The sequence below is a fragment of the Rhodococcus sp. Eu-32 genome (genome assembly GCF_003336925.1).
Lineage (GTDB): Bacteria > Actinomycetota > Actinomycetes > Mycobacteriales > Mycobacteriaceae > Rhodococcoides > Rhodococcoides kyotonensis_B.
In genome coordinates this window covers 59,229-81,974 of record NZ_QGNK01000018.1, presented here as the reverse complement: position 1 = coordinate 81,974, position 22,746 = coordinate 59,229, and the positions used below count along the sequence as shown (strand labels likewise).

Genomic DNA, 22,746 nt, shown 5'->3' with positions numbered 1-22,746 from the left:
GGGCGTTCGTGGGTTCCACCCGGATGGCGAAGACGGTGCCCGATCGGGTAGCACGGCAACTGACCGTCAGCCCGCACGGCGCACACTGTTAGAGTTCTAGAGTTCACTTTCATTGCTCGAATGCGGGCGACGAACATCGTCTGCAGTCCACGGTCGAAGCTCGGCCGGACCGATCACGGTCCGACGGATCTCGACGCCAACGCGCCTTGTGCCAGGAGGATCTTTGCTTTCCGCCTTCGTGTCGGCCCTCAGGACTCCTGACCTGAGACGGAAGATCCTCTTCACCCTCGGGTTGGTTGCCCTCTATCGGTTCGGTGCAACCCTGCCGTCTCCCGGCGTCGACTACGCCAACGTCCGAGCATGTATCGACCAGGTCTCCGGTGGCGACCAGGCGGGCATCTACTCGTTGATCAACCTGTTCTCCGGCGGCGCACTTCTGCAACTGTCGGTCTTCGCGATCGGCATCATGCCGTACATCACGGCCAGCATCATCGTTCAGCTGTTGACGGTCGTCATCCCGAAGTTCGAAGAACTTCGCAAGGAAGGCCAGTCCGGCCAGGCGAAGATGACCCAGTACACCCGGTATCTGTCGATCGCTCTCGCGATCCTGCAGGCAACGGGTCTGGTTGCACTCGCGTCGCGCGGTCAGCTGCTGCAGGGCTGCCAACAGGACATCATCGCGGACACGAGCATCTTCGGTCTGATCATCATCGTGCTCGTCATGACTGCCGGTGCGGCGCTCGTGATGTGGTTCGGCGAGGTCATCACCGAACGCGGCGTCGGCAACGGTATGTCGCTGCTGATCTTCGCCGGCATCGCGTCGCGCATCCCGTCCGAGGGCAAGTCGATTCTGGACAGCCGTGGAGGCCTGGTCTTCGGCCTGGTCTGCGTCGCGGCGCTACTGATCATCGCCGGCGTCGTCTTCGTCGAGCAGGGCCAGCGTCGTATCCCGGTGCAGTACGCCAAGCGCATGGTCGGGCGCAAGATGTACGGCGGTTCGTCGACGTACCTGCCTTTGAAGGTCAACCAGGCAGGCGTCATCCCCGTGATCTTCGCGTCGTCGCTTCTGTACCTCCCCAACTTGATCGCCCAGCTGACGTCCGCGAGTACCGCGACGGACCCGAGCTGGTGGCAGCGAATCATCAACGAGTACTTGGTGAACCCGGCGAACCCGGTCTACATCGCCATCTACTTCGGACTCATCGTCTTCTTCACCTACTTCTACGTCGCCATCACCTTCAACCCGGAGGAACGCGCCGACGAGATGAAGAAGTTCGGTGGATTCATCCCGGGCATCCGCCCGGGCAGGCCGACCGCCGACTACTTGAACTACGTGCTCAGCCGCATCACACTGCCGGGCGCGATCTACCTGGGCACCATCGCCGTGCTGCCCAACCTGTTCCTCGACATCGGTAGCTCGGGCGGCGCGCAGAACTTGCCGTTCGGCGGTACTGCCGTGCTCATCATGGTCAGCGTCGGCCTCGACACCGTGAAACAGATCGAAAGCCAGCTGATGCAGCGTAACTACGAAGGGTTCCTCAAGTGAGACTTGTTCTTCTTGGTCCTCCCGGTGCCGGTAAGGGCACCCAGGCAACGATCCTGTCGGAGAAGCTGGGTGTACCCCACATCTCCACCGGAGATCTGTTCCGCGCGAACATCAGCGAGCAGACCGCACTCGGTATCGAGGCGAAGAAGTACCTCGACGCGGGCGACCTCGTCCCGAGCGAACTCACCGTCGACATGGTGCGCAGCCGCCTCGCCGAGCCGGACGCCGTCAACGGCTTCCTCCTCGACGGCTTCCCGCGTTCGGTCAACCAGGCTGAGGCGCTCGTCGGAATTCTCGCCGACATGGGCGCGAAGCTCGACGCGGTCCTGTCCTTCGTCGTCGACGAGGACGTCGTCGTCGAGCGCATGCTGGCCCGCGGCCGCGCGGACGACAAGGAAGACGTGATTCGTAACCGACTCAACGTCTACCGCGACGAGACCGCACCGTTGCTCGACTACTACTCGGACTCGATCGTCACGGTCGACGCGATCGGTGAAGTCGACGAAGTCAGCGCACGCGCTCTGAAAGCTATCGAGGGTTTCGACAAGTAATGGCGTTCGGTCGTAAGCGCAAAGTAGTGCCGTTCCGCAGTCCTGGAGAGCTCGACGCCATGGCTGCGGCCGGCGCTGTCGTCGGCGCCGCATTGGTAGCCGTCCGTGACGCGGCCAAACCGGGAGTATCGACCCTGGAATTGGACCGGGTCGCGGAGGCCGTCATCCGGGATGCAGGTGCTGTCCCGTCGTTCCTCGGTTACCACGGCTTCACCGGCAGCATCTGCTCGTCGGTGAACGACCGTGTCGTGCACGGCATTCCGTCCGCCGACGACGTTCTCGCCGACGGCGACCTGATCTCGATCGACTGCGGCGCCATTCTCGACGGATGGCACGGAGATTCCGCCTGGACCTTCGGTGTCGGCCAGATCATCGAAGCCGACGAGTTGCTCAGCGAAGCAACGCGGTTGTCGATGGAAGCGGGCATCGCGGCCATGATCGCGGGCAACCGTCTGACGGATGTCTCGCATGCCATCGAGACAGGCACGCACGCGGCCGAGAAGGCACACGGCCGCAAGTACGGCATCGTCGACGGGTACGGCGGCCACGGCATCGGTCGCGAAATGCACATGGAGCCGTTCCTCGCGAACGAAGGCGCACCTGGCAAGGGCCCCGAGCTCGTAGTCGGTTCGACCCTCGCGATCGAACCGATGCTCACCCTCGGCACCTACGAGACCGAGGTTCTGGGTGACGACTGGACCGTCGTCACCACCGACGGTTCCCGAGCAGCGCATTGGGAACACACCGTCGCCGTCACCGAGGACGGTCCGCGCATCCTGACGCTGCGGCCCGAATAGATAGTCCGGGCGTCGCGATCCGTTGCCGCGCTCCGTCCCCGCTCCGACCGAAGGTGACATTCGGTCACTCCGAGTGACCGAGGGACGCCCTCGGTGCGGGCGGGGTGAGCGAGGGACGCATTCGGTCACTCCGAGTGACCGAGGGACGCCCTCGGTGCGAGCGGGGGGGTGAGCGAGGGACGCATTCGGTCCGTCAGAGCTCGACCGAAATGGTCACCGGACCGTCGTTGACGAGCGCCACCTTCATGTGAGCCCCGAACGTCCCGGTCTCGACGATGGCTCCGAGTTTGCGAAGGCGATCGACCACCCGTTGGACGAGTGGTTCGGCGACTGTCCCGGGCGCGGCCTGGTTCCATGACGGTCGCCGGCCCTTGGCAGTGTTGGCGTACAGCGTGAACTGACTGATCACCAGTAGGGGAGCACCGACGTCCGAGGCCGATTTCTCGTCGTCGAGAATTCGCATTTTCCAGATCTTCTCGGCGAGAGCGTCGCTCGACTCCACGGTGTCGGTGTGTGTTGCTCCGACGAGCACGACCAACCCCTGCCTGCCGTCGGCGAGGTCCAAGGTGCCGACTACAGAGCCGTCTACCTGGACCGATGCGGATGTCACCCGTTGAATCAGCGCGCGCATCCCCGTAGCTTGCCATCCCCGCTGGAGGCTCATTTGGCCTGGTGGGAGTTTGCCGGTAGCATAGGTCGGCGGTGCGCTCTGCGTACCGGTTGTCCGCATGCCTGCGTGAGCCGGCGCTCGTGCGACCGGGCAGTGAGCATCACGGTAACGGAAACAGATGCAATCAACCAGGCGTGAAGCCAGGGACGCGGAGGATATGGCTAAGAAAGACGGTGCCATCGAGGTCGAGGGCCGGGTCGTCGAACCCCTGCCCAATGCGATGTTTCGCATTGAGCTGGAGAACGGCCACAAGGTGCTCGCACACATCAGCGGAAAGATGCGCCAGCACTACATTCGCATCCTCCCCGAGGATCGCGTCGTAGTGGAGCTCTCTCCGTACGACCTCACGCGTGGGCGCATCGTTTACCGCTACAAGTAAAAAGCTTCTTCGGCCAGATCCGGTCGGAGAGAACCATGCTCGCGGCGGTGCCGTGCAATTCGGCGCGCGTGGGCAGAACACAGGAGATCAGCGACGTGAAGGTTCAGCCGAGCGTCAAGAAGATCTGCGAGAAGTGCAAGGTGATTCGTCGTAACGGGCGAGTCATGGTCATCTGCGACAACCTGCGTCACAAGCAGCGTCAGGGATAACCACCGAGCATTCGCGTTTCTGCTTGGCACATAGCTAGAAGAAGACCTCCCAGCACCAACCGCGACATACGCGTCACGGCATACCCCCGGCACGGAGGCCGGGGCCCCACTGAGTTCGAGGGAATTTCGGTTCCCAGCAGTACAGAGGCACAGGGGACGGACTGGGAGCAGACCTCCGGAACAAGATAAGGATTGCCACATGGCACGTCTCGCAGGTGTGGATCTGCCGCGCGAAAAGCGCATGGAGATCGCACTGACCTACATCTACGGCATCGGCCGTACCCGCTCGAAGGAGATCCTCGACGCAACCGGCATCAGCCCGGACCTGCGCAGCAAGGATCTGTCCGACGAAGATCTGACGAAGCTCCGCGAGTACATCGAGGAGTCCCTCAAGGTCGAGGGCGACCTGCGCCGCGAGGTTCAGGCCGACATCCGTCGCAAGATCGAAATCGGCTGCTACCAGGGCCTTCGCCACCGTCGTGGTCTGCCCGTCCGTGGACAGCGCACCAAGACCAATGCGCGCACCCGTAAGGGACCGAAGCGCACCATTGCCGGCAAGAAGAAGGCGAAGTAATGCCCCCCAAAGCACGCGGTACCGGTCCGAAGAAGACGCAGAAGGCGCGTCGCAGGGACAAGAAGAACGTCCCGCACGGATCTGCACACATCAAGAGCACGTTCAACAACACGATCGTGTCGATCACCGACCCGTCGGGCAACGTCATCTCGTGGGCGTCGTCGGGCCACGTGGGCTTCAAGGGCTCGCGTAAGTCGACTCCGTTCGCTGCTCAGCTCGCGGCCGAGAACGCTGCGCGCAAGGCACAGGAGCACGGCGTCAAGAAGGTCGACGTGTTCGTCAAGGGTCCCGGCTCCGGCCGTGAGACCGCGATCCGCTCGCTTCAGGCTGCTGGCCTCGAGGTCGGCACCATCTCCGATGTCACCCCCCAGCCGCACAACGGCTGCCGTCCGCCGAAGCGGCGTCGGGTCTAGCGGGAAGGAAAGGTTTAGAAAATGGCACGTTATACCGGTCCCGCTACCCGCAAGTCGCGTCGTCTGCGCGTCGACCTCGTTGGAGGCGACCAGGCGTTCGAGCGTCGTCCTTACCCGCCCGGCCAGCACGGCCGCGCGCGGATCAAGGAGAGCGAGTACCTGCTCCAGCTGCAGGAGAAGCAGAAGGCTCGCTTCACCTACGGCGTCATGGAGAAGCAGTTCCGTCTCTACTACAAGGAAGCCAACAAGCGTCCCGGCAAGACCGGTGAGAACTTGTTGACGATCCTCGAGACGCGTCTCGACAACGTCGTCTACCGCGCCGGACTCGCACGCACGCGTCGTCAGGCACGTCAGCTGGTCACCCACGGGCACTTCCTCGTGAACAACCAGCGAGTGGACATTCCCAGCTACCGCGTCTCGCAGTACGACATCATCGATGTCCGCGAGAAGTCGCTGTCCACGCTTCCGTTCCAGGTCGCCCGTGAGACGGTCGGCGAGCGTCCCGTTGCCTCGTGGCTGCAGGTCGTCCCGAACCGCCTGCGGATCCTGGTTCACCGGGTACCGGAGCGCGCACAGATCGATGTGCCGCTCCAGGAGCAGCTCATCGTCGAGTACTACTCGAAGTAAGGCGCAGCACGCCTGCGGGTGTCGTATTCATCCGCAGGCGTTCTCGCCTCCACACGTGGGCGTCAAATAGCGGACGTCCGTACAGGAGGAAGAAACAATGCTCATTTCACAGCGCCCGACGTTGACCGAAGAGGTCATCGCCGACAACCGCTCGAAGTTCGTCATCGAGCCGCTCGAGCCTGGCTTCGGTTACACCCTCGGCAACTCGCTCCGCCGTACCCTGCTGTCGTCGATCCCCGGCGCTGCTGTCACCAGCATCCGTATCGACGGCGTTCTCCACGAGTTCACCACCGTTCCCGGAGTCAAGGAAGACGTCACCGACATCATCCTGAACCTCAAGGGACTCGTCGTGAGCTCCGAAGAGGACGAGCCGGTCACCATGTACGTCCGCAAGCAGGGCCCCGGCGCTGTTACCGCAGGCGACATCGTTCCCCCGGCCGGCGTCACGGTGAACAACCCGGATCTGCACATCGCGACCCTGAACGACAAGGGCAAGCTGGAGATCGAGCTCGTCGTCGAGCGCGGTCGCGGCTACGTCCCTGCCGTTCAGAACAAGGCGTCCGGCGCAGAGATCGGCCGTATCCCGGTCGACTCGATCTACTCGCCGGTCCTCAAGGTCACCTACAAGGTGGAGGCCACCCGCGTCGAACAGCGCACCGACTTCGATCGGCTCGTTCTCGACGTGGAGACCAAGAACTCCATCACCGCGCGGGACGCGCTCGCTTCGGCGGGCAAGACCCTGGTTGAGCTCTTCGGCCTTGCCCGTGAGCTGAACGTCGAAGCAGAAGGAATCGAGATCGGACCCTCGCCCGCCGAGGCCGATCACATCGCTTCCTTCGGACTCCCCATCGAGGATCTGGACCTGACGGTCCGTTCCTACAACTGCCTCAAGCGCGAGGGTGTTCACACCGTCGGCGAGTTGGTTGGTCGTACCGAGTCCGATCTGCTGGACATCCGTAACTTCGGACAGAAGTCCATCGACGAGGTCAAGGTCAAGCTGCATTCGCTGGGCCTCTCCCTCAAGGACAGCCCCGCGTCCTTCGATCCGACCACCGTGCCCGGATACGACGCCACCACGGGAACGTGGAGCGACACCGACGCCGGTTCCTTCTCGGACACCGAGGGAACCGAGCAGGACTACGCCGAGACAGAACAGCTGTAATCAGCTCTCGCGGGAGCTCTTACTAGGAGATTCATCATGCCCAAGCCCACCAAGGGCCGCCGTCTCGGCGGGTCGGCGTCGCACCAGAAGGCCATCCTGGCCAACCTGGCGACGGCACTCTTCGAGCACGGACGCATCACCACGACCGAGTCGAAGGCCAAGCGCCTTCGTCCCCACGCCGAGAAGCTGGTGACCCACGCCAAGAAGGGTGACCTGGCGCATCGTCGCGAGGTCCTCAAGGTCATCAACAACAAAGATGTCGTGCACAAGCTCTTCGCCGAGATCGGTCCGTTCTTCGCCGATCGCGACGGTGGCTACACGCGCATCATCAAGACCGTCCCCCGCAAGGGCGACAACTCGCCGATGGCCATCATCGAGCTCGTCAACGAGCAGACGGTGTCCAACGAAGCCGATCGCGCTCGCCGCGTGAAGGCATCGCAGGCTGCACCGGCCGCTGCCGAGGCTCCCGCCGAGGAGAACGTCGTCGAGGCTGTCGAAGCCGACGCGACCGACGCCCAGGTAGAGAACGCCGACGCAGTCGTCGACGGCATCGAGGACAAGGACGCTCACGCAGCGGACGCGTCCGAGGCAGAAGACGCCAAGAAGGACTAGTCCTCTTGGTTTCGGAGCAAGACCGAAGCGGACCCGTCGTTCCCACAGGGGACGGCGGGTCCGCTTTTTCGGTTCCCCACAGGTATCGGCTCGACGTCTCGTACGACGGCACCGACTTCTCGGGCTGGGCACGTCAACCCGGAATCCGCACGGTGTGCGGCGTTCTCGAAGAAGCCTTCTCGACCGTGCTGCGGCAGACGATCGAGCTGACTGTCGCGGGGCGCACCGACGCCGGCGTGCATGCGAGCGGGCAGGTTGCCCACTTCGACTCCACCGCCGTCATCGACGAGCCTGATCGTCTCGTACGACGGATGGCCAGATTCCTGCCGACGGACGTTCGTGTGACCGCAGTGACCGCTGTGTCCTCCGACTTCGACGCTCGCTTCTCGGCTCTGCGACGCCACTACGAATACCGTTTCAGCACAGCGCGATACGGCGTCGATCCGCTGGACGTGCGCGGCGTCGTGTCCTGGCCGCGCGACATCGATCTCGACGCCGTGCGCGACGCGTCGTCCCGCCTGCTCGGCTTGCACGACTTCGCGGCGTTCTGCAAGCGTCGCGACGGCGCGACGACCGTGCGTGAACTGCAACGGTTCGACTGGGAACGCGTCGGAGACCGGGTGACCGCCTACGTGAGCGCCGACGCCTTCTGCTGGTCGATGGTCCGAAGCCTGGTCGGTGCGATGCAGGCGGTCGGAGAGGGCCGTCGGACACCGGAATGGACGGCTGGATTGCTGGAGACGCGCGACCGGTCGAGTGCGGTGACCGTGGCGCCCGCGCACGGATTGTCGCTCGTGCGTGTGGATTACCCTGCGGCCGCGGACCTGGCGGCACGGAACGTGGCGACGCGCGAGGTTCGCGGGGACATACCGCCGAACGTGACAGGGTGCTGCTGACAGCGGCCTAAGCTGATGGGCGTGGTGACGAACGAGGATCCGGTGAAGTTGGCGGTCATCGTGGCCAGTGTCCGGCCCGAACGGGTGGGTCCGGTGGTTGCGGACTGGTTCCTCGGTCGCGTCGCCGAAACGCCCGGATTCGCTGCCACGACACTGGATCTGCGCGACTTCGACCTGCCGGTCGATCTGCGTTCATCGGCGGCAGGTGAGAAATTCGCCGCAGCGATCGATGCTGCCGATGCGTTCGTGGTGGTGACGCCCGAATACAACCATGGCTACCCGGCGTCTCTGAAAACTGCTCTGGACAGCGTCAAGTACGAGTGGCGTGGCAAGCCGATCGGTTTCGTGTCCTACGGCGGGATGGCCGGAGGACTGCGGGCCACCGAACAGTTGCGACAGGTCGTGGCCGAACTGCACATGGTGTCGGTGCGGACGAGTGTCGGATTTCATCGGGTCAAGAAGGCGTTCGACGCGCACGGCCGTACGACGGACGCGGTGGCGTTGGATGCGTCGGCGACCATGCTCGAGCAAGTGCGTTGGTGGGCAACGGCGGCGAGGGCGATACGCGTCGAGCATCCTTATCCGGGCTGACCCACCGGGGTCGGTCGGACGGTGCGCGGTCGACCGATGAACGCGGTTTCCTGCGAGATCGTGACCAGGATCAGTTCGGTCTCGGAGGTACCGGTCCGCACGAACAGTCGGTCGCCTGCCGCGCCTGGTTGCACGATGCTCAGGTCGGGGTCGGGCATCGGTGTGCGCGGGAGGTGTTCGGTGAGGACCATCGTCGTCGCCCCGTCGGAACGTCGGCCGCTGGGGAACACGGCATCGGCGTGATCGTGCAGTACGACGTCGAAACGTGTGTCGGCGCGAAGCGTCCCACTCTCGACGTGCAGGCGATCGGGCGACGCCACCGAGTCGACCAGCGGCGCCCACGCGTGCGCCCGGTCCGTTCGGATGAGGACCCGTGCGCCGGTGGCGACCGCGCGAAAGACCAACTGCTGTGCCAGATACAGCTCTCCGGCGACCAGAACCGTCGCGAGATCGGGTCCGTGCAGACGCATCGCCAACCCATGTCCCGACGCATTCGACCCCAACAGCTGACCGCATCCGCTGATGGGCATGCGCAACGTCGCGATCCGGGCAACGGCCATTTCTCGGACGGGTTCCGCGTGACCGGGCGCGGCGATGCCGAGCGGTAACGACGTCGACAACGCTTCGCGATGACGGCCGTTCATGGACACGGCACCCGGGATTCTCGGCGCGGGTCGAGTCCCTCGCGACACGAAGCGACATTCGCCGTCGACACGCACCAGGCCGGGCGACGATCCAGGTGTCAGTCGAAGTGCGACGGCCGTGCCGAGCGAGGGAGTTGCCCAGACGTCGGCCAGAACTGTCGAGTCGAGACGGCGACAGTCGAATCCGAATCCTGTGTTCGACACGCCGGGAAGTGGTGCGCTCGACCAGCTCTCGGTCAGTTCGTCGGCGTGGACGCCGCGCAGGAGCGTCGACGCGACGGTCGTGATGTCGGTACCGGTCAGCGTCCGCGAGGCGGTCCCGCCGGCGGCGAGTGCACGTGCGACGCGTTCTGTGGCAATCCCGACCGTCCGCGCGATCCCCGTTCGACCTCCACCGCGCGCGTCGATCGCACGTCGATTCGACGCGATGTCCAGCGATACGGCCACCCAGACGCGTCGCGATGCAACTGCGGGAAGCGGGCCGATGAGATGCTCGTACACGTCGGCGGCAGGTGTTCCAGACGCAGTCCGCATCCCGTGCGCCACGATGTCGATGCCGCTGAGTGAGATGTCGTGTTGGCGTAGACATTCGGCGAGGGCGGCGAGGTCGACGAAGGATTCGGTGTGGGCCTCGGATCGTCCGAGCCTCGTGACAGCACCGCGGGGCGGGAGCAACTCCAGCACCGACGTCACTCGTCCGCCGTGCCAGTGCACACCGAAGGATCGGCCGTCGGCCTCGGTGCGGTCGGTGACGACCCCGAGCTCCGGCTTGCGTCCCGTCGCGTACCGCCCGACGGTCCACAGCCAGTCGAACACGCCGCGACCGGCCACCGCGACGAACGGGAGGACGGCGACGACGGCAGCACCCGAGATCACGACGATGAGCGACGTGCCGAGGCAGACAGCTCCGAGCGCGGCGAACGCCAGAACCGATTCGGTCCACACCACGCGGGCGAGCCCCGGCATCCGAAGTGCGGTCACCTGGTCGACCGACGCCGTGCGTCGACGTGGAGACGTGGACATCACAGACCGAATCCTCCCCCCGAAGGCTCTGCTGACGAGAAGGACATCGCCGACTCGTTCCTGGGACTGTACTGTGTCGGCCGGGGAACGGCTCGGGGGGTCGGGTCGGACACGGCGCAGGGGAGGGCTCGTGGCGGCGACGCCGACAACGAAATGGCAGGTGGGCGGATACCGCTTTCTCGTCCGGCGGATGGAACACGCGCTGGTCCGCCGAGATGTTCGTATGTTGCACGATCCGATGCGGTCTCAGTCGCGCGCGCTGTCGGTCGGATCGGTCATCGCCTGTATCGGTCTCGCGGGATGCGCGGCCTTGGCGTTGCTTCGCCCGCAGGACAAGATCGGCGACGCGTCCGTTGTGGTGGCGAAGGATTCGGGCGCCATGTTCGTGCGGGTCGACGACGTGTTCCATCCGGTGCTGAATCTGGCGTCGGCGCGACTGATCGTCGGGCGCCCCGAGACGCCGACGATCGTGAAAGAATCCGAACTCGCTGGTAGACCCCGTGGTTCGCTCGTCGGTATCCCGGGTGCGCCGTCGGCGCTTCCGCAGGACGACGCGGCCGTGGGTGCGTGGACGGTGTGTGACACGCTCGGCGCTACCGGAAGCGTCTCGGAAACGACGGTCGTGGTCGGGGACCCGGTGTACGGCAACGACATCGAGCCTGTAGGAGACGATGAGGCTCTTCTGTGGTCGACGCTCGACGGCACGTACCTCGTGTACGGCGGCGGTCGCGCCCGCATCGATCTCGGAGACCGAGCCGTGGTTCGCGCGCTGGGACTGGACGACGCTGTCGCGTCGCCGGTCAGTCCTGGTGTGGCCGATGCGGTTCCGGTCGTTCCCGCGATCACGCCACCGTTCATTCCTCGTGCAGGGGAGTTGCCCGACTATCCGATGGCAGGCAAGACGATCGGGTCGGTCGTCAAGGTCACCGGGGTGAATGTCGCCTACTATGTGGTGCTGGAGAACGGAATTCAGGCGATCTCGGAGGCGACAGCGCAGCTGATCGTGTTCGTCGATTCTCAAGGCAACCAACAAATCGACGCAGTCCTGCCGGACGTGCTGTTCGACGCCCCGACTGTGACCGACCTTGCCGTCCAGACCTTTCCGGCCGCAGCGCCCACTCTCGTCGATACCTCGTCCGCGCCGGTCGGGTGCGTGACGTGGAGTCCCCTGACCGCCGCCGACGGTGGACCCACGGCACGTATCGTCGCGTCGTCCGGTAGTGCGTTGCCGCTCGACGCTCGGGCCGCGCCGGTCCGACTCGCTCAGGCGGACAGCGGCGGACCCGCGGCCGACGCCGTCTTTCTGACTCCTGGTAGCGGTCGCTTCGTGCGAACGACGGGAATCGGCGCGAACAGCACACGCCAGGACTCGTCGTTCTTCGTGGCCGACACCGGTGTCAGATTCGGGGTGCCGGATGCGGAGTCCGCGAAGGCTCTCGGTCTCGACGAACCGGTCCCGGCACCGTGGCAGATGGTCGAACTTCTCGGACCCGGGCCGGCGTTGAGTCGCGCGGCAGCTCTCACGGCCCACGACGGCGTCGATCCGCCACCGAATGCCGCTGCGTTGCCGTCGAATTGACGGGCCGTCGCTGTGCCCGGAGGGGGACCGCGACACCGAGGCCGAGCGCGAGCAGCACGCCCACGGCAGCGGTTCCCCACAGCGCCGCGGACCGCGGATGTGGATCGGGTGGGACGGGCACGACCGGTGCGGGAACGGGCACCGGCGCGGCCGCCGAGATAGCGGGCATTCCGTCGACCTGCCCCGTGACAGCCGCAACAGGATCGACGACGCCGTTGCCCACCAACGGGTTCCACCCCTCGGCCGGCTGATGGGCGGTCGCCTCGATACGTTCGATCACCTGTGCGGCCGAAAGATCGGGTCGATGTGCGCGGACGAGGGCGGCAACGGCGGCGACCAAGGGAGCCGCGAAGCTGGTGCCCTGGATCGGACGCGCGTTCCCCTGGTTGTCGACGGTGCCGTCGGTCAGACCGTTTCCGCTCGGTGACAGCGACGTCATACCGGTGCCCGGTGCCGCGACGTCGACCCACGGTCCGGCCAGTGTGAAGCCCGAGGGGTATCCGTCGGGGCCGACCGAGCCGACGGTGAGCACCTGATCGTCGAACCATGCCGGTGTCGCGATCGTCGCCGTTCGATTCCATTGATCCGCATAGGGATCCGTGGGGTCGGGCAGCGGATTCTGTGCGCTGCACCGTCCCTCGCCGCCGCCCCCGATGTTGCCCGCCGCCGCCACGATCACGACGTTCTTGATTCGTGCCGCATAGTCGATCGCCGCGCCCAGCGGACCGTCGGCAATACCGCCCGAGGCCGGTACGCAGGCGACTTCCGAGATGTTGATGACCGTCGCACCGAGGTCTGCTGCGGTTCGCACCGCTCGTGCCATCGTCATCACGTTGCCGTACCCGGCAGCATTCTCCACCGGCGACTGCTCTTCCTCCTCCGGCGTTCGCTCCTTCTGAAAGGCATTGCTGGACTGCCGTATCGAGACGATCTGGGCGTCGGGTGCCCCGCCGGCGAATCCGCTGCCCGGGACGGTCTGCGCGGCGATGAGGCCGGCGACGAGGGTGCCGTGAGCGTCGCAGTCGGACAGGCCGTCACCGGTGTGGACGTAATCGCCTCCGGGACGCAGACCGGGCAGTCTGGGGTGCGGTGTGACGCCGGTGTCGATGACGGCCACCAGTTGTCCGGCGCCACGGGTGATCGGCCAGACTGCACCGAAGTCGAGGGCGCGCTGCGCGTCGGGAACTGCGGGTCCGTCGACTACCGACGTGACCGGGACGCAGGCGTTGCGTTGCTCGGTCGGGTCCGGCGGCACCGGCGGTGCGGGCTCAGGAAGAAGCGACGCGTCGACGACGGGTCTCTCGGCGCCCGAGACGCCGACACCGGGACCCGCTGCAGTCAGGACCACGACGGCGCCGATCAGGCATCCGACGCGGAGAAGCTGCGTCGTCACAGCGCGCGCATGGCCGAGTACAGCCCGCACACCCAGCATGCGACCGGCACGATTCCGGCGATCGCCGCGTACTCGATCAACTCGGCGGTGCGGCGCAGGACGGGTGAGTACTCGCGCGTCGGGACGATCGAGCCGAACACAAGCGCGACGACCGCCACGGCGGTCGCAGCCGACAAGGTGACCAACGACGACGACGGTAGTCGCACGATGACGGCGCCGAACAAGCCGAGGACGATAATTGCCCCGGCCGCGACGAGCGGCACCGCCTGATTCAGTTCCGCGAAGGTGCGACCGCGTAGGACGAGTACCAACGCCGTCAGCAGCGCCAGAGTGATTCCCGGCCAATAGGTGTCGGATCCGCCCGCGACTGCGGCGACGAGGACTCCGACTGCGGTCGTCGCGGCGCCCGCGCACACGAGACCCGTCAGGTAGCTGCGCGCGTCGGCGGCTGCGGTGTCCAGGTTGTCGTACGAGGGAGAGTCGTCCTCGTCGTGTGCGTCGAGCGGAGCGCCCGCGGTGGGTACCGGCGGAAGCGGGATCCGAGCTTGCATCATCGACAGACGTGGAGCGAATGTCAGACCGGCCAGGGCGAGAACGCCGGTACCGCCTCCGACGGTAGTGACGGGTAGCTCGGTGAACTCCGTAACCGCGGCCGCCGCTGCGGCAGCACACGACGTCACCGCCGTGCCCGTGAACAGCGCCGAGTCCTGCCCACCGAGGCGGAGCGCGAGAATTGCGACGACTCCGACGGCGGAGGCGCTCAGCAGTAGGTGTGGAGCGCCGAGGGGCAGCGGTACGAACAGGATGCCTGCAGTCCCGGCCAGCAACGCCGAACACGCCGACACGAACACGCCCGTGCGTGAATCCGGTCCGATGCGGCTCCAGACCGAGCCCGCCACGAGAAAGACGAACGCGGTGGTCGCGGCGGCGAACGCGCCGGCCGGTGTGTCCGAGGTGCTCTCGCGGAGCGCGTCCGAGACCACGCCTACGCATCCGAGCAGCAGTGCGACGGCACTCACCGCGAATCCGACGGTCCGTGCCGTGCGCGGTGTCCAGAGCGACCCGGGGTCCGTGCCCGTCGTCGCGACCGCATACATCAAATCGTCGAACAGCGGTGCCGGAGCGGGCGATTCGGCGTCACAGAGAACGAGAAGCTCGCCGTCGCGGACGCCGGACTCGTGGAGAGTGCGCGTGCCGGGTAGCGGCGGACTGCCCACGCGCCCGAGCACCAACGGCGTCTGCCGAGCGGCCGCGGGACCGTCCGCCTGCCCACCGAGCAGGTCCACGATGCCCGGAAGAAGCAGCGCGAGCGGCACATCCGTCGGCAACGCCATGTCCACCTGCGTCGACTCCGCGACGACGGTGAGTCTGCACAGATCCATCGCCGCGTGCGTCGCGCCGTCACCGTCGACGGACCGCGCGAGATCCCCCGTCATCCAATCCCCCCGGAATGGTCGTCGTGCCGACACCGGCGTGTCTGGCAGCGTCAGACTCTACGACATCGGTCCGACAACGGGGAGGGTGTCAGACGGACGCGAGATTGCTGACGTCGGCCAGCAGTTCGTAGGACCGAAGCCACGACTCGCGCTCGACGACTCCGGACGCCACGATGAGTTCGTCGGCGTCGGCGTGCTCGGCGAACTTCTCCAGGTAGTCCTTGACGACGTCGGGCGTGCCGACTGCGGAGTACTTGGTCATCTGCATGATCTGCCTGCCCTGGGGCGCGTCGAGGAGCATGTCGGCTTCCTCGTCGGTGAAGTTACGTCCGCGTCCCAGCAGCAAACTGACGCGGCTGCGCTTGGTGGCGAGGAACTGCCGTTGAGCGTCGTCGTTCGTGTCGGCCGCGATGACGTTGACGCCCGCGATGACGTACGGCGCGTCGAGCTGCTCGGACGGTCGGAACTCGCGACGGTAGATCTCGACGGCCTGCTCGAGCGCGTCGGGAGCGAAGTGCGACGCGAATGCGTACGGCAGGCCGAGGAGCGCCGCGAGCTGTGCGCCGAACAGGGACGATCCGAGCATGTACAGCGGCACGTGCGTACCCGCACCCGGCGTCGCGCGAACGCCTGCGACGCGAGACTCGTCGGACAGGTAGCCCTGGAGTTCCTGCACGTCCTGGGGGAATCGATCGGCCGATGCGGGATCACGACGCATCGCGCGCATCGTCACCTGGTCGCTGCCGGGTGCGCGACCGAGTCCGAGGTCGATGCGGCCTGGGTGAAGCGTGGCAAGAGTTCCGAACTGTTCGGCGATGGTCAACGGTGCGTGATTGGGGAGCATGATGCCTCCCGAGCCGAGCCGAATTCGACTGGTGTTCGCGGCGACGTGTCCGATCAGAACGCTCGTGGCGGACGAGGCGATCGAGCTCATGTTGTGGTGCTCGGCGTACCAGATTCGACGGTAACCCCAGTCCTCGGCGCGTTGCGCGAGCGTGACACTCGCGTCGAAGCTGTCCTTGACGCTCTCGCCGGTTCCGATGTGGGCCAGGTCGAGGATGGAGAGTGGTACTGACATCGGGTGACGCCAACCTTTCGTTCGCTTCGGTGCTCGTCGTCTCCGATTCTCAACCCCTGTGTACGTGCAACTATTCCGAGCTCGTCTCTCGCGGAGAACGTGCCCATGGGCTAGTCTGTCGCGGAAACAGACCGCTCGCCTGGGAACGAGCAGTCTGCGGTAACGGGGGACACCGAACGGTGGGGGGCGTTGTTCAGCGTGAGTAGTAGTACGTGAGCACGATTCGTTTCGTGCGCGGGCAGCGTCGGCCGGTTCCGCGCACCCCTGGCGGCGAAGTGACGCTGCAGGCGCCGCCGGAAATTCCGCGCGTCGTCCCGGGCAGTCTGATGACCAAGCTGATGCCGGTCGTCATGGTCGCGGCCATGGTCGGGATGGTCGCGTTGATGTTCACCTCCGGCATGGCGGCGAACCCGATGATGTTGATGTTCCCGGCGATGATGCTGGTGTCGATGCTCGGAATGGTCGCCGGTGGCGGTCGCGGCAGCGGTGCACGAACGGCGGAGGCGAACGAGGACCGCAAGGACTATCTGCGCTATCTGGACGGGCTGCGGCGCGACGTCGCCGCGACCGCGGAAAGCCAACGCGCAGCACTGGAGTGGTCGCATCCGGCTCCGGAGGTCTTATGGACCTACTCGGGAACCGCTCGCATGTGGGAGCGACGCACGTCGGACCCGGATTTCTGCCACGTGCGCCTCGGCACCGGCGACCAACGGCTCGCGACGCGCCTCGTCCCACCCGAGACGGGCCCGGTGGAGGAGTTGGAACCGGTGTCGGCGGTGTCGCTGCGGAGATTCGTGAGGGCGCACTCGGTGGTATCGACGCTGCCGACGGCCGTGTCGCTGCGCGGGTTCGCGGCCATCTCGGTAGCCGGTGACCGGGATGCCGGGCGCGCTTTGGTGCGCGCGATGCTCGCGTCGCTCTGTACTTTTCACGATCCCGACCAGGTACGCCTCGCCGTCGTCTGCGGGCCGGACACCGTGACGTACTGGGATTGGACCAAGTGGCTGCCGCACGCCCAACACGACACTGCGCGCGACGACGTCGGAACCGCGAGAACGATCTACGGATCGTTCCTTGAGCTCGAATCGTCTCTCGTGGAGCATCTTTCGTTGCGTACCCGCTTCGCGCGCGGTTCCGCGCCGTCACCCGGGGTGCCTCAGCTCGTGATCGTCGTCGACGGCGGGTTGCTCGACAATTCCGGTACCGACGTCGTCCGCACCGGACTCGATGCCGTCACCGTCGTCGACCTGTCCGACTTCGCCTCGGGTCTCGCAGCCGGTAGAGGGCTGCGGTTGGTGACCGAGAACGGGACGATCGGGGCGGTCAGCGGCAACCGCATCGAACTCTTCGGTGCGGTGGACGGACTGAGCGTCGCCCAGGCCGAGACCGTTGCCCGACGCCTCTCTCCCTACCGCACCGCGGCCGCGCACGCGGCTACCGACGACGGGTCGGACGACACGGGATCGATGTCGGAGTGGCATCGGTTGTTGGGCATCCCCGACGTCGGTGTGCTCGACACCGACCGCACGTGGATTCCGCGCCGCGGTCGTGACCGATTGCGAGTTCCGATCGGCGTCGCACCCGATGGCAGCCCCGTCGAGATCGACCTGAAGGAATCCGCCGAGAACGGCATGGGTCCGCACGGATTGTGCATCGGCGCAACAGGATCGGGAAAATCGGAGTTTCTGCGCACACTGGTGCTGGGCATGGTCGCCCGACACGGCCCGGATCAGCTCAACGTGGTGCTCGTCGACTTCAAGGGTGGTGCGACGTTCGCCGGGTTGGAGGACGCGCCGCACGTGGCCGCGGTGATCACCAATCTCGCGGACGATCTGGCGCTCGTCGACCGGATGCGCGATGCGATCGCCGGTGAGATGAATCGGCGTCAGGAATTGCTGCGGGACGCAGGCAATTACGCGAACGTGTCGGACTACGAGAAAGCCCGTGCTGCGGGCGCGCCGCTCGCGCCGCTGCCTGCGTTGTTCATCGTCGTCGACGAGTTCTCCGAATTGATCGGCCAGCAGCCGGAATTCGCCGAACTGTTCGTCGCTGTCGGGCGTCTAGGGCGGTCGCTGCACATGCATCTGTTGCTGGCGAGTCAGCGGCTCGAAGAGGGCAAACTGCGAGGTCTCGACAGCCATCTGTCGTACCGAATCGGGTTGAAGACGTTCTCCGCCAACGAGTCTCGTTCGGTCCTCGGTGTTCCCGACGCCTACCACCTGCCTGCGCAGCCCGGCGTCGGCTATCTGAAGTGCGATTCCTCGGAGATCGTGCGTTTCGCGGCGGCGTACGTGTCGGGGCCCTACGTCCGACCGCGGGGTGCCGAACGAGCTGCCGGGCGGGCAGCGATCGACATCCGCCCGCGCGTGTTCGGCGCATTCCCGGTTCGGATCCGGAACGAGGAGGTGGTGCCAGTACGGCCTGCCGCCACATCTGCTGCCGTGCAGACGCCCGAGCCCGGGGTGAACGGACGGACGGTTCTCGACGTCGTCGTGGATCGGATACGCGGTAGAGGATCGGCTGCGCACGAGGTGTGGTTGCCACCGCTCGACCTCCCGCCGACCCTCGATCGGTTGATATCTGACTCGGTGCTGACGGGCCCGGCCCCGGCGTCGGCGTCGCTCCGGGCGCCGATCGGCATCGTCGACCGTCCGTACGACCAGCGCCGCGACCTTCTGACGGTCGACTTGTCCGCGGCACAGGGACACATGGCCGTCGTCGGCGGCCCGCAGTCGGGCAAATCGACGGTTCTTCGAACGCTGATCATGTCGCTCGCTCTGACGCACACGCCCGAGCAGGTGCAGTTCTACTGCCTCGACTTCGGCGGCGGCACACTCGGAGCTCTGCAGGCTCTTCCACACGTCGGCTCGGTTGCAGGCAGGACGGACGTCGACCGTGTCAGACGCACCGTGGCCGAGGTGACCGCGGTGATCGCTCGTCGCGAAAATCATTTCCGTTCGGCGGGAATCGATTCGATGGTCGATTTCCGTCGCCGACGCGCCGGGGGTCCGGTCGATACCGACGACGGTTTCGGCGATGTGTTCCTGGTGGTCGACGGGTGGGCGAGCATCAGGTCCGATTTCGAATCGCTCGAACCTGCCCTTGCGGCGTTGACGGCGCAGGGGCTGTCGTACGGTGTGCACCTTGTTCTCAGTGCCTCTCGATGGGCCGAGGTGCGCCCCGCGACGAAGGATCTGGTCGGTACTCGGATCGAGTTGAAACTCGGTGACGCATCGGACTCCGAGTTCGGGCGTGCCAAGGCTGCTCGTGTCCCCGAGAACCGTCCCGGGCGTGGAATCACGAAGGACGGTTTGCACCTGTTGACCGCGCTGCCTCGGATCGACGACACATCGTCGACGGTCGATCTCGGTGCCGGTATCCAGGCCGCGGTCACGGCGACAGCGCGTGTCTTCACCGGCATGTCGGCGCCCGGTGTTCGCATGCTGCCCGAGAACCTCTCGCGCGCTGCGCTTCTCGACATGATGACTGGACGCTGGCCGAGACAGGGGGGTGGTCGTCCCGAGATCACCGTGCCGATCGGCGTCGACGAGGCCGAGTTGAAGCCTGTCGCAGTCGATTTCGGGGAGCAACCGCACTTTCTCATGTTCGGTGACACCGAGTGCGGCAAGACTGCTTTGCTCCGCTCGATGTGTGCATCGCTCGTCGAAGCGAACACATCGGCACAGGTCAAGGTCATTCTCGTCGACTATCGGCGCACGATGCTCGGCACCGTGACCGGCGATCACCTCGCCGGATACGCTGCGTCGCACTCGGTTCTGACGACGATGATGGGAGAGTTGGCCGTCAAGCTGGCTGCCCGCATGCCCGGTCCTGACGTGACGCAGCGTGAGCTGCGTGAACGGTCGTGGTGGACCGGGCCCGAGATCTTCGTGGTCGTCGACGACTACGACCTGGTGGCGACGCCGTCGGGAAATCCGTTGTCGGTGATCGTCGAATACCTTCCGCACGCGCGAGACATCGGCTTCCATCTCGTCGTGGCGAGACGGTCCGGGGGAGCGTCGAGATCGCTGTACGACCAGGTGGTGTCGCGGTTGCGTGACCTCGTCTCGGCCGGTCTCGTCATGAGTGGAAGCCGTGACGAGGGCGCTCTGATCGGGTCGGTCAAGCCGACTCCGCTGCCCCCGGGACGTGGAACGCTCGTCGACCGCCGTGGGCAATCGTTGGTCCAGCTGGCCTGGATACCCGAGTGAGGGGCGAACGCAGTTACGCCGCAGTGCATCTCGGCGACGGTGTGATGTCGGTGCTCCACGCGCGCGGTGACGAGGTGATCGAGACCCGTCATACGACGTCGGCAGTGATGCGCGACGGGGTTCTGTCGTTCCCTGTCGATCTCGACGACCCGGACACCGTGTGTCACCTGTCGCGCACGATCGACGACCCCGTGACGATCGTCGGGGTCACACCCGTCGCGACCGCGGACGTCCTGACAGGCACGCTGAAGGCCGCCTTGCACAGCGCAGGTGCGTCGGACGGCGTCGACGTGCTGGAGATATCGTGTCCCGCGACGTGGGGCCACCACCGGCGGCGGACGGTTCGGCTCGCCGCTCAGCCCGTCGCGCGCGAGGTGCTGCTCGTCGACACCGCCGTCGCGGCCGTGCACAGCGTGGGAGAGCGGGCGCCCGAATTCGCGGTCGTCGTCGAGATGGCGCTTCTCGACTCCGCGGTGAGTGCAGTGACTCTCGACGCAGACGGGTCGGCGACCGTTTCCGGAGACTGGATCACCACCGGAGCGATGGATCTCGTGGCCGACGGCTCGGGCCGGCGACGGGTCGAGGAGCGCGTCACCGCCGCCATCACCTCGCGACCGAGCCGAGATCCGGTGCACGTCTTCGTCGTCGATTCCGCTCGGGCGCAGCCGGATCCGCCCTCTGTTACGGTGCCGCACGTTCTCCGTCGACTCGACGGCAGTGACGTCGTGCGTGCCGTGGCGGGTCGAGCGGGTATTTCCCCTGAGGGGCGAGCGCCGGAAATCGACGTGGCGGAGTACATCTCGGACATTCCGTTGCCGGTGCGGTCGGCTGCCTGGTTGAGTGAAGTGACGGCGGAGTCGGACGAGGTTCGTCGACGCGGTGGTGCGATCCCGGCAACGTTGATCGCGGTCGCCGTGGTGATTCTCGTGGCGTTCGTCGTCGTTCTGATGCGCGGCGCGCCTGCGCCGACCCAACCCGCTGCGGCTCGGCATCTCTCGACGCCTCGTCCGCCGCCGACGACGTCGGTCGTGGCCTCGACGGCGGACCGAGCACCGCCTGTCGTCCCGGCGACGACCTCGCCGTCCCCACCTGCGGTGACCGGCTTCGAGGTAGGACGTGTCCGGCTCGAACTGCCGTCGACGTGGTCGGCGCGCGAGGAACCCGACCGGCTGGTGTTGGTCCCCGACGACCTACCGGACCGCCGGATCGTGGTGGCGACGACCCCGTTGACACCTGGTGCGACGTTCGACGACGTCGCCGACGACCTGTTCGCCGAGGCCGATCGGCGAGGGGGTGACACGTCTCTCGGAAACCTCACGCGTGCAACGGATGTCGGTGGGCGAGTGGCGCTGTCGTACACCGAGTCGCCGGACGACGAGTCGATCGTGAGGTGGCGCGTCTTCGTCGAGGACGATCTTCAGATCGCCATCGGTTGCCAGTCGACGCTCGGGGAGGAGGCCGTCCTCGAGGACGACTGCGCACGCGCCACCACGTCGTTGACGGTTCGACCGAACTGAGTCCGAGAACAAGTGGGAGATGGCGGAACCGATCACGTGCGTCGGTGCGTCCAAGCAGATGTAGGACATACCGGCAGCTTCGTCCCGCACGTCCATCGCTGCGGCGGACCACCGCGAGAACCCATCATCGAAGAATCAGGAGTTGACATGGCAGATGCAAATATCGACACCATGCTCGCCGTCGCCGCGAAGGTCGACGGGCTGCGAGATCAGATCGCGGGGCAGTTGAGAGCGCTTCGGGGCGATGTCGACCTGGCCGCGTCGGGAATCTGGAAGGGTGCGGCGTCGACGACGTTCGCCCAGGTCATGACCAACTGGGATGCCAGCGCCTTCAAGCTGGAGAACGCTCTGGCCGGTATCAGCCAGGCCATCAAGACTTCCGGTGTCGAGTACGACCAGTCCGAGCAGGACAACGTCTCGTCGATCAACTCGGTCGCAGGCACCCTCAATCTCTGACCGTCACCCCATCCACGCACCGAACCGAGAAAGAGGAACCGACACATGGACGGCGAAATCAGATACAACTTCGGCTCGATCGCCGATCTGGCAAGCGGCATGACGGTCAAGTGGCAGTCGCTGAACGAGAAGCTCGACGAGATCAAGTCCTCGATCCAGCCGCTCGTCGCCACGTGGCAGGGCGCCGACGCCGATGCGTACCAGGTCCGCCAGGGCGAGTGGAACGCCGCTCAAGCCGAACTCAACACGGTCCTGCAGAGCCTCATCGGCGCCGTCTCCGCGGGCAACCAGAAGATGATCGAGCAGGAAGCGATCAACCGGGCTCGCTTCGCCTGATCGGCGACACCTGCACGGGCCGGGCCGACGTCATGACGATGTCGGG

The 22,746-nt window shown here is 65.9% G+C and carries 22 protein-coding genes; 17 read left to right on the top strand and 5 right to left on the bottom strand.

Going from position 1 to position 22,746, the window contains the following annotated elements:
- The first annotated feature begins 223 nt into the window (after positions 1-223).
- Genes secY through map form a run of 3 tightly spaced genes read left to right on the top strand, consistent with a single transcriptional unit; the run spans position 224 to position 2,894 of the window.
- Positions 224-1,546 carry a preprotein translocase subunit SecY gene (gene secY / locus DK926_RS20240; protein ID WP_068432276.1) on the top strand — a complete coding sequence of 441 codons (1,323 nt, stop codon included), beginning with the start codon at positions 224-226 and terminating at the stop codon, positions 1,544-1,546.
- Positions 1,543-2,097 carry an adenylate kinase gene (locus DK926_RS20235; RefSeq protein WP_068432273.1) on the top strand — a complete coding sequence of 185 codons (555 nt, stop codon included), beginning with the start codon at positions 1,543-1,545 and terminating at the stop codon, positions 2,095-2,097. Before secY ends, DK926_RS20235 begins: the two co-directional genes overlap by 4 nt.
- Positions 2,097-2,894 (top strand): type I methionyl aminopeptidase, encoded by a 798-nt coding sequence (gene map / locus DK926_RS20230; protein ID WP_114331910.1) that lies wholly within the window; start codon positions 2,097-2,099, stop codon positions 2,892-2,894. The genes DK926_RS20235 and map overlap by 1 nt, the downstream gene beginning before the upstream one ends.
- Before the next feature lie 193 nt (positions 2,895-3,087).
- On the opposite strand, the gene dtd is transcribed toward map, so the two are convergent.
- Positions 3,088-3,525, bottom strand: coding sequence for a D-aminoacyl-tRNA deacylase (gene dtd / locus DK926_RS20225; protein WP_114331909.1), 438 nt, complete (start codon positions 3,523-3,525; stop codon positions 3,088-3,090).
- Positions 3,526-3,721: 196 nt separating this feature from the next.
- On the opposite strand from dtd, the gene infA reads away from it, so the two are divergent.
- From infA to DK926_RS20180, 9 genes are all read left to right on the top strand, one after another.
- Positions 3,722-3,943, top strand: coding sequence for a translation initiation factor IF-1 (gene infA / locus DK926_RS20220; protein WP_005140011.1), 222 nt, complete (start codon positions 3,722-3,724; stop codon positions 3,941-3,943).
- Positions 3,944-4,038: 95 nt separating this feature from the next.
- On the top strand, positions 4,039-4,152 hold the full coding sequence (gene rpmJ, locus DK926_RS20215) for a 50S ribosomal protein L36 (protein WP_025347279.1): 114 nt from the start codon (positions 4,039-4,041) through the stop codon (positions 4,150-4,152).
- 199 nt (positions 4,153-4,351) lie between these two features.
- Entirely contained in the window at positions 4,352-4,726 is a 375-nt protein-coding gene (gene rpsM, locus DK926_RS20210; RefSeq protein WP_068432265.1) for a 30S ribosomal protein S13, read from the top strand.
- On the top strand, positions 4,726-5,139 hold the full coding sequence (rpsK, locus tag DK926_RS20205) for a 30S ribosomal protein S11 (RefSeq protein ID WP_068432262.1): 414 nt from the start codon (positions 4,726-4,728) through the stop codon (positions 5,137-5,139). The genes rpsM and rpsK overlap by 1 nt, the downstream gene beginning before the upstream one ends.
- Before the next feature lie 21 nt (positions 5,140-5,160).
- The gene (gene rpsD, locus DK926_RS20200; protein WP_068432259.1) at positions 5,161-5,766 is read left to right on the top strand and encodes a 30S ribosomal protein S4; all 606 of its coding nucleotides are present in this window, start codon (positions 5,161-5,163) and stop codon (positions 5,764-5,766) included.
- A 97-nt stretch (positions 5,767-5,863) separates the two neighbouring features.
- Complete coding sequence (locus DK926_RS20195) at positions 5,864-6,928, top strand: DNA-directed RNA polymerase subunit alpha (protein ID WP_114331908.1); 1,065 nt, start codon at positions 5,864-5,866, stop codon at positions 6,926-6,928.
- Positions 6,929-6,964: 36 nt separating this feature from the next.
- Positions 6,965-7,540: a 50S ribosomal protein L17 gene (rplQ, locus tag DK926_RS20190; RefSeq protein WP_068432253.1), complete on the top strand. Its 576-nt coding sequence runs from the start codon at positions 6,965-6,967 to the stop codon at positions 7,538-7,540.
- 5 nt (positions 7,541-7,545) lie between these two features.
- Positions 7,546-8,436: a tRNA pseudouridine(38-40) synthase TruA gene (truA, locus tag DK926_RS20185; protein WP_114331907.1), complete on the top strand. Its 891-nt coding sequence runs from the start codon at positions 7,546-7,548 to the stop codon at positions 8,434-8,436.
- A 24-nt stretch (positions 8,437-8,460) separates the two neighbouring features.
- The gene (locus DK926_RS20180) at positions 8,461-9,027 is read left to right on the top strand and encodes an NAD(P)H-dependent oxidoreductase (RefSeq protein WP_114331923.1); all 567 of its coding nucleotides are present in this window, start codon (positions 8,461-8,463) and stop codon (positions 9,025-9,027) included.
- Here the strand turns inward: DK926_RS20180 and eccE are convergent.
- On the bottom strand, positions 9,015-10,694 hold the full coding sequence (eccE, locus tag DK926_RS20175) for a type VII secretion protein EccE (RefSeq protein ID WP_114331906.1): 1,680 nt from the start codon (positions 10,692-10,694) through the stop codon (positions 9,015-9,017). The genes DK926_RS20180 and eccE overlap by 13 nt on opposite strands.
- Before the next feature lie 130 nt (positions 10,695-10,824).
- Between eccE and eccB the strand changes: the two genes are divergently transcribed.
- The gene (gene eccB / locus DK926_RS20170) at positions 10,825-12,273 is read left to right on the top strand and encodes a type VII secretion protein EccB (protein ID WP_114331905.1); all 1,449 of its coding nucleotides are present in this window, start codon (positions 10,825-10,827) and stop codon (positions 12,271-12,273) included.
- On the opposite strand, the gene mycP is transcribed toward eccB, so the two are convergent.
- The 3 genes from mycP to DK926_RS20155 all read right to left on the bottom strand — a co-directional run bounded on the left by mycP (position 12,215) and on the right by DK926_RS20155 (position 16,180).
- Positions 12,215-13,666 (bottom strand): type VII secretion-associated serine protease mycosin, encoded by a 1,452-nt coding sequence (mycP, locus tag DK926_RS20165; RefSeq protein WP_243636922.1) that lies wholly within the window; start codon positions 13,664-13,666, stop codon positions 12,215-12,217. The two genes, eccB and mycP, sit on opposite strands and share 59 nt — an antisense overlap.
- The gene (gene eccD, locus DK926_RS20160; protein ID WP_114331903.1) at positions 13,663-15,102 is read right to left on the bottom strand and encodes a type VII secretion integral membrane protein EccD; all 1,440 of its coding nucleotides are present in this window, start codon (positions 15,100-15,102) and stop codon (positions 13,663-13,665) included. The genes mycP and eccD overlap by 4 nt, the downstream gene beginning before the upstream one ends.
- Positions 15,103-15,190: 88 nt before the next feature.
- Positions 15,191-16,180 carry an LLM class flavin-dependent oxidoreductase gene (locus tag DK926_RS20155; protein ID WP_114331902.1) on the bottom strand — a complete coding sequence of 330 codons (990 nt, stop codon included), beginning with the start codon at positions 16,178-16,180 and terminating at the stop codon, positions 15,191-15,193.
- A gap of 212 nt (positions 16,181-16,392) precedes the next feature.
- Here DK926_RS20155 and eccCa point away from each other — a divergent pair, with 212 nt between their 5' ends.
- The 4 genes from eccCa to DK926_RS20135 all read left to right on the top strand — a co-directional run bounded on the left by eccCa (position 16,393) and on the right by DK926_RS20135 (position 22,700).
- Positions 16,393-20,391, top strand: coding sequence for a type VII secretion protein EccCa (gene eccCa / locus DK926_RS20150; RefSeq protein ID WP_114331901.1), 3,999 nt, complete (start codon positions 16,393-16,395; stop codon positions 20,389-20,391).
- Positions 20,388-21,908: a type VII secretion-associated protein gene (locus DK926_RS20145; RefSeq protein WP_114331900.1), complete on the top strand. Its 1,521-nt coding sequence runs from the start codon at positions 20,388-20,390 to the stop codon at positions 21,906-21,908. Before eccCa ends, DK926_RS20145 begins: the two co-directional genes overlap by 4 nt.
- Positions 21,909-22,055: 147 nt before the next feature.
- Positions 22,056-22,364 carry a WXG100 family type VII secretion target gene (locus tag DK926_RS20140; protein ID WP_068432228.1) on the top strand — a complete coding sequence of 103 codons (309 nt, stop codon included), beginning with the start codon at positions 22,056-22,058 and terminating at the stop codon, positions 22,362-22,364.
- Between the two features lie 45 nt (positions 22,365-22,409).
- A complete protein-coding gene (locus tag DK926_RS20135; RefSeq protein ID WP_068432225.1) occupies positions 22,410-22,700 on the top strand; it encodes a WXG100 family type VII secretion target in 291 nt (96 codons plus the stop codon).
- Positions 22,701-22,746: the final 46 nt, after the last annotated feature.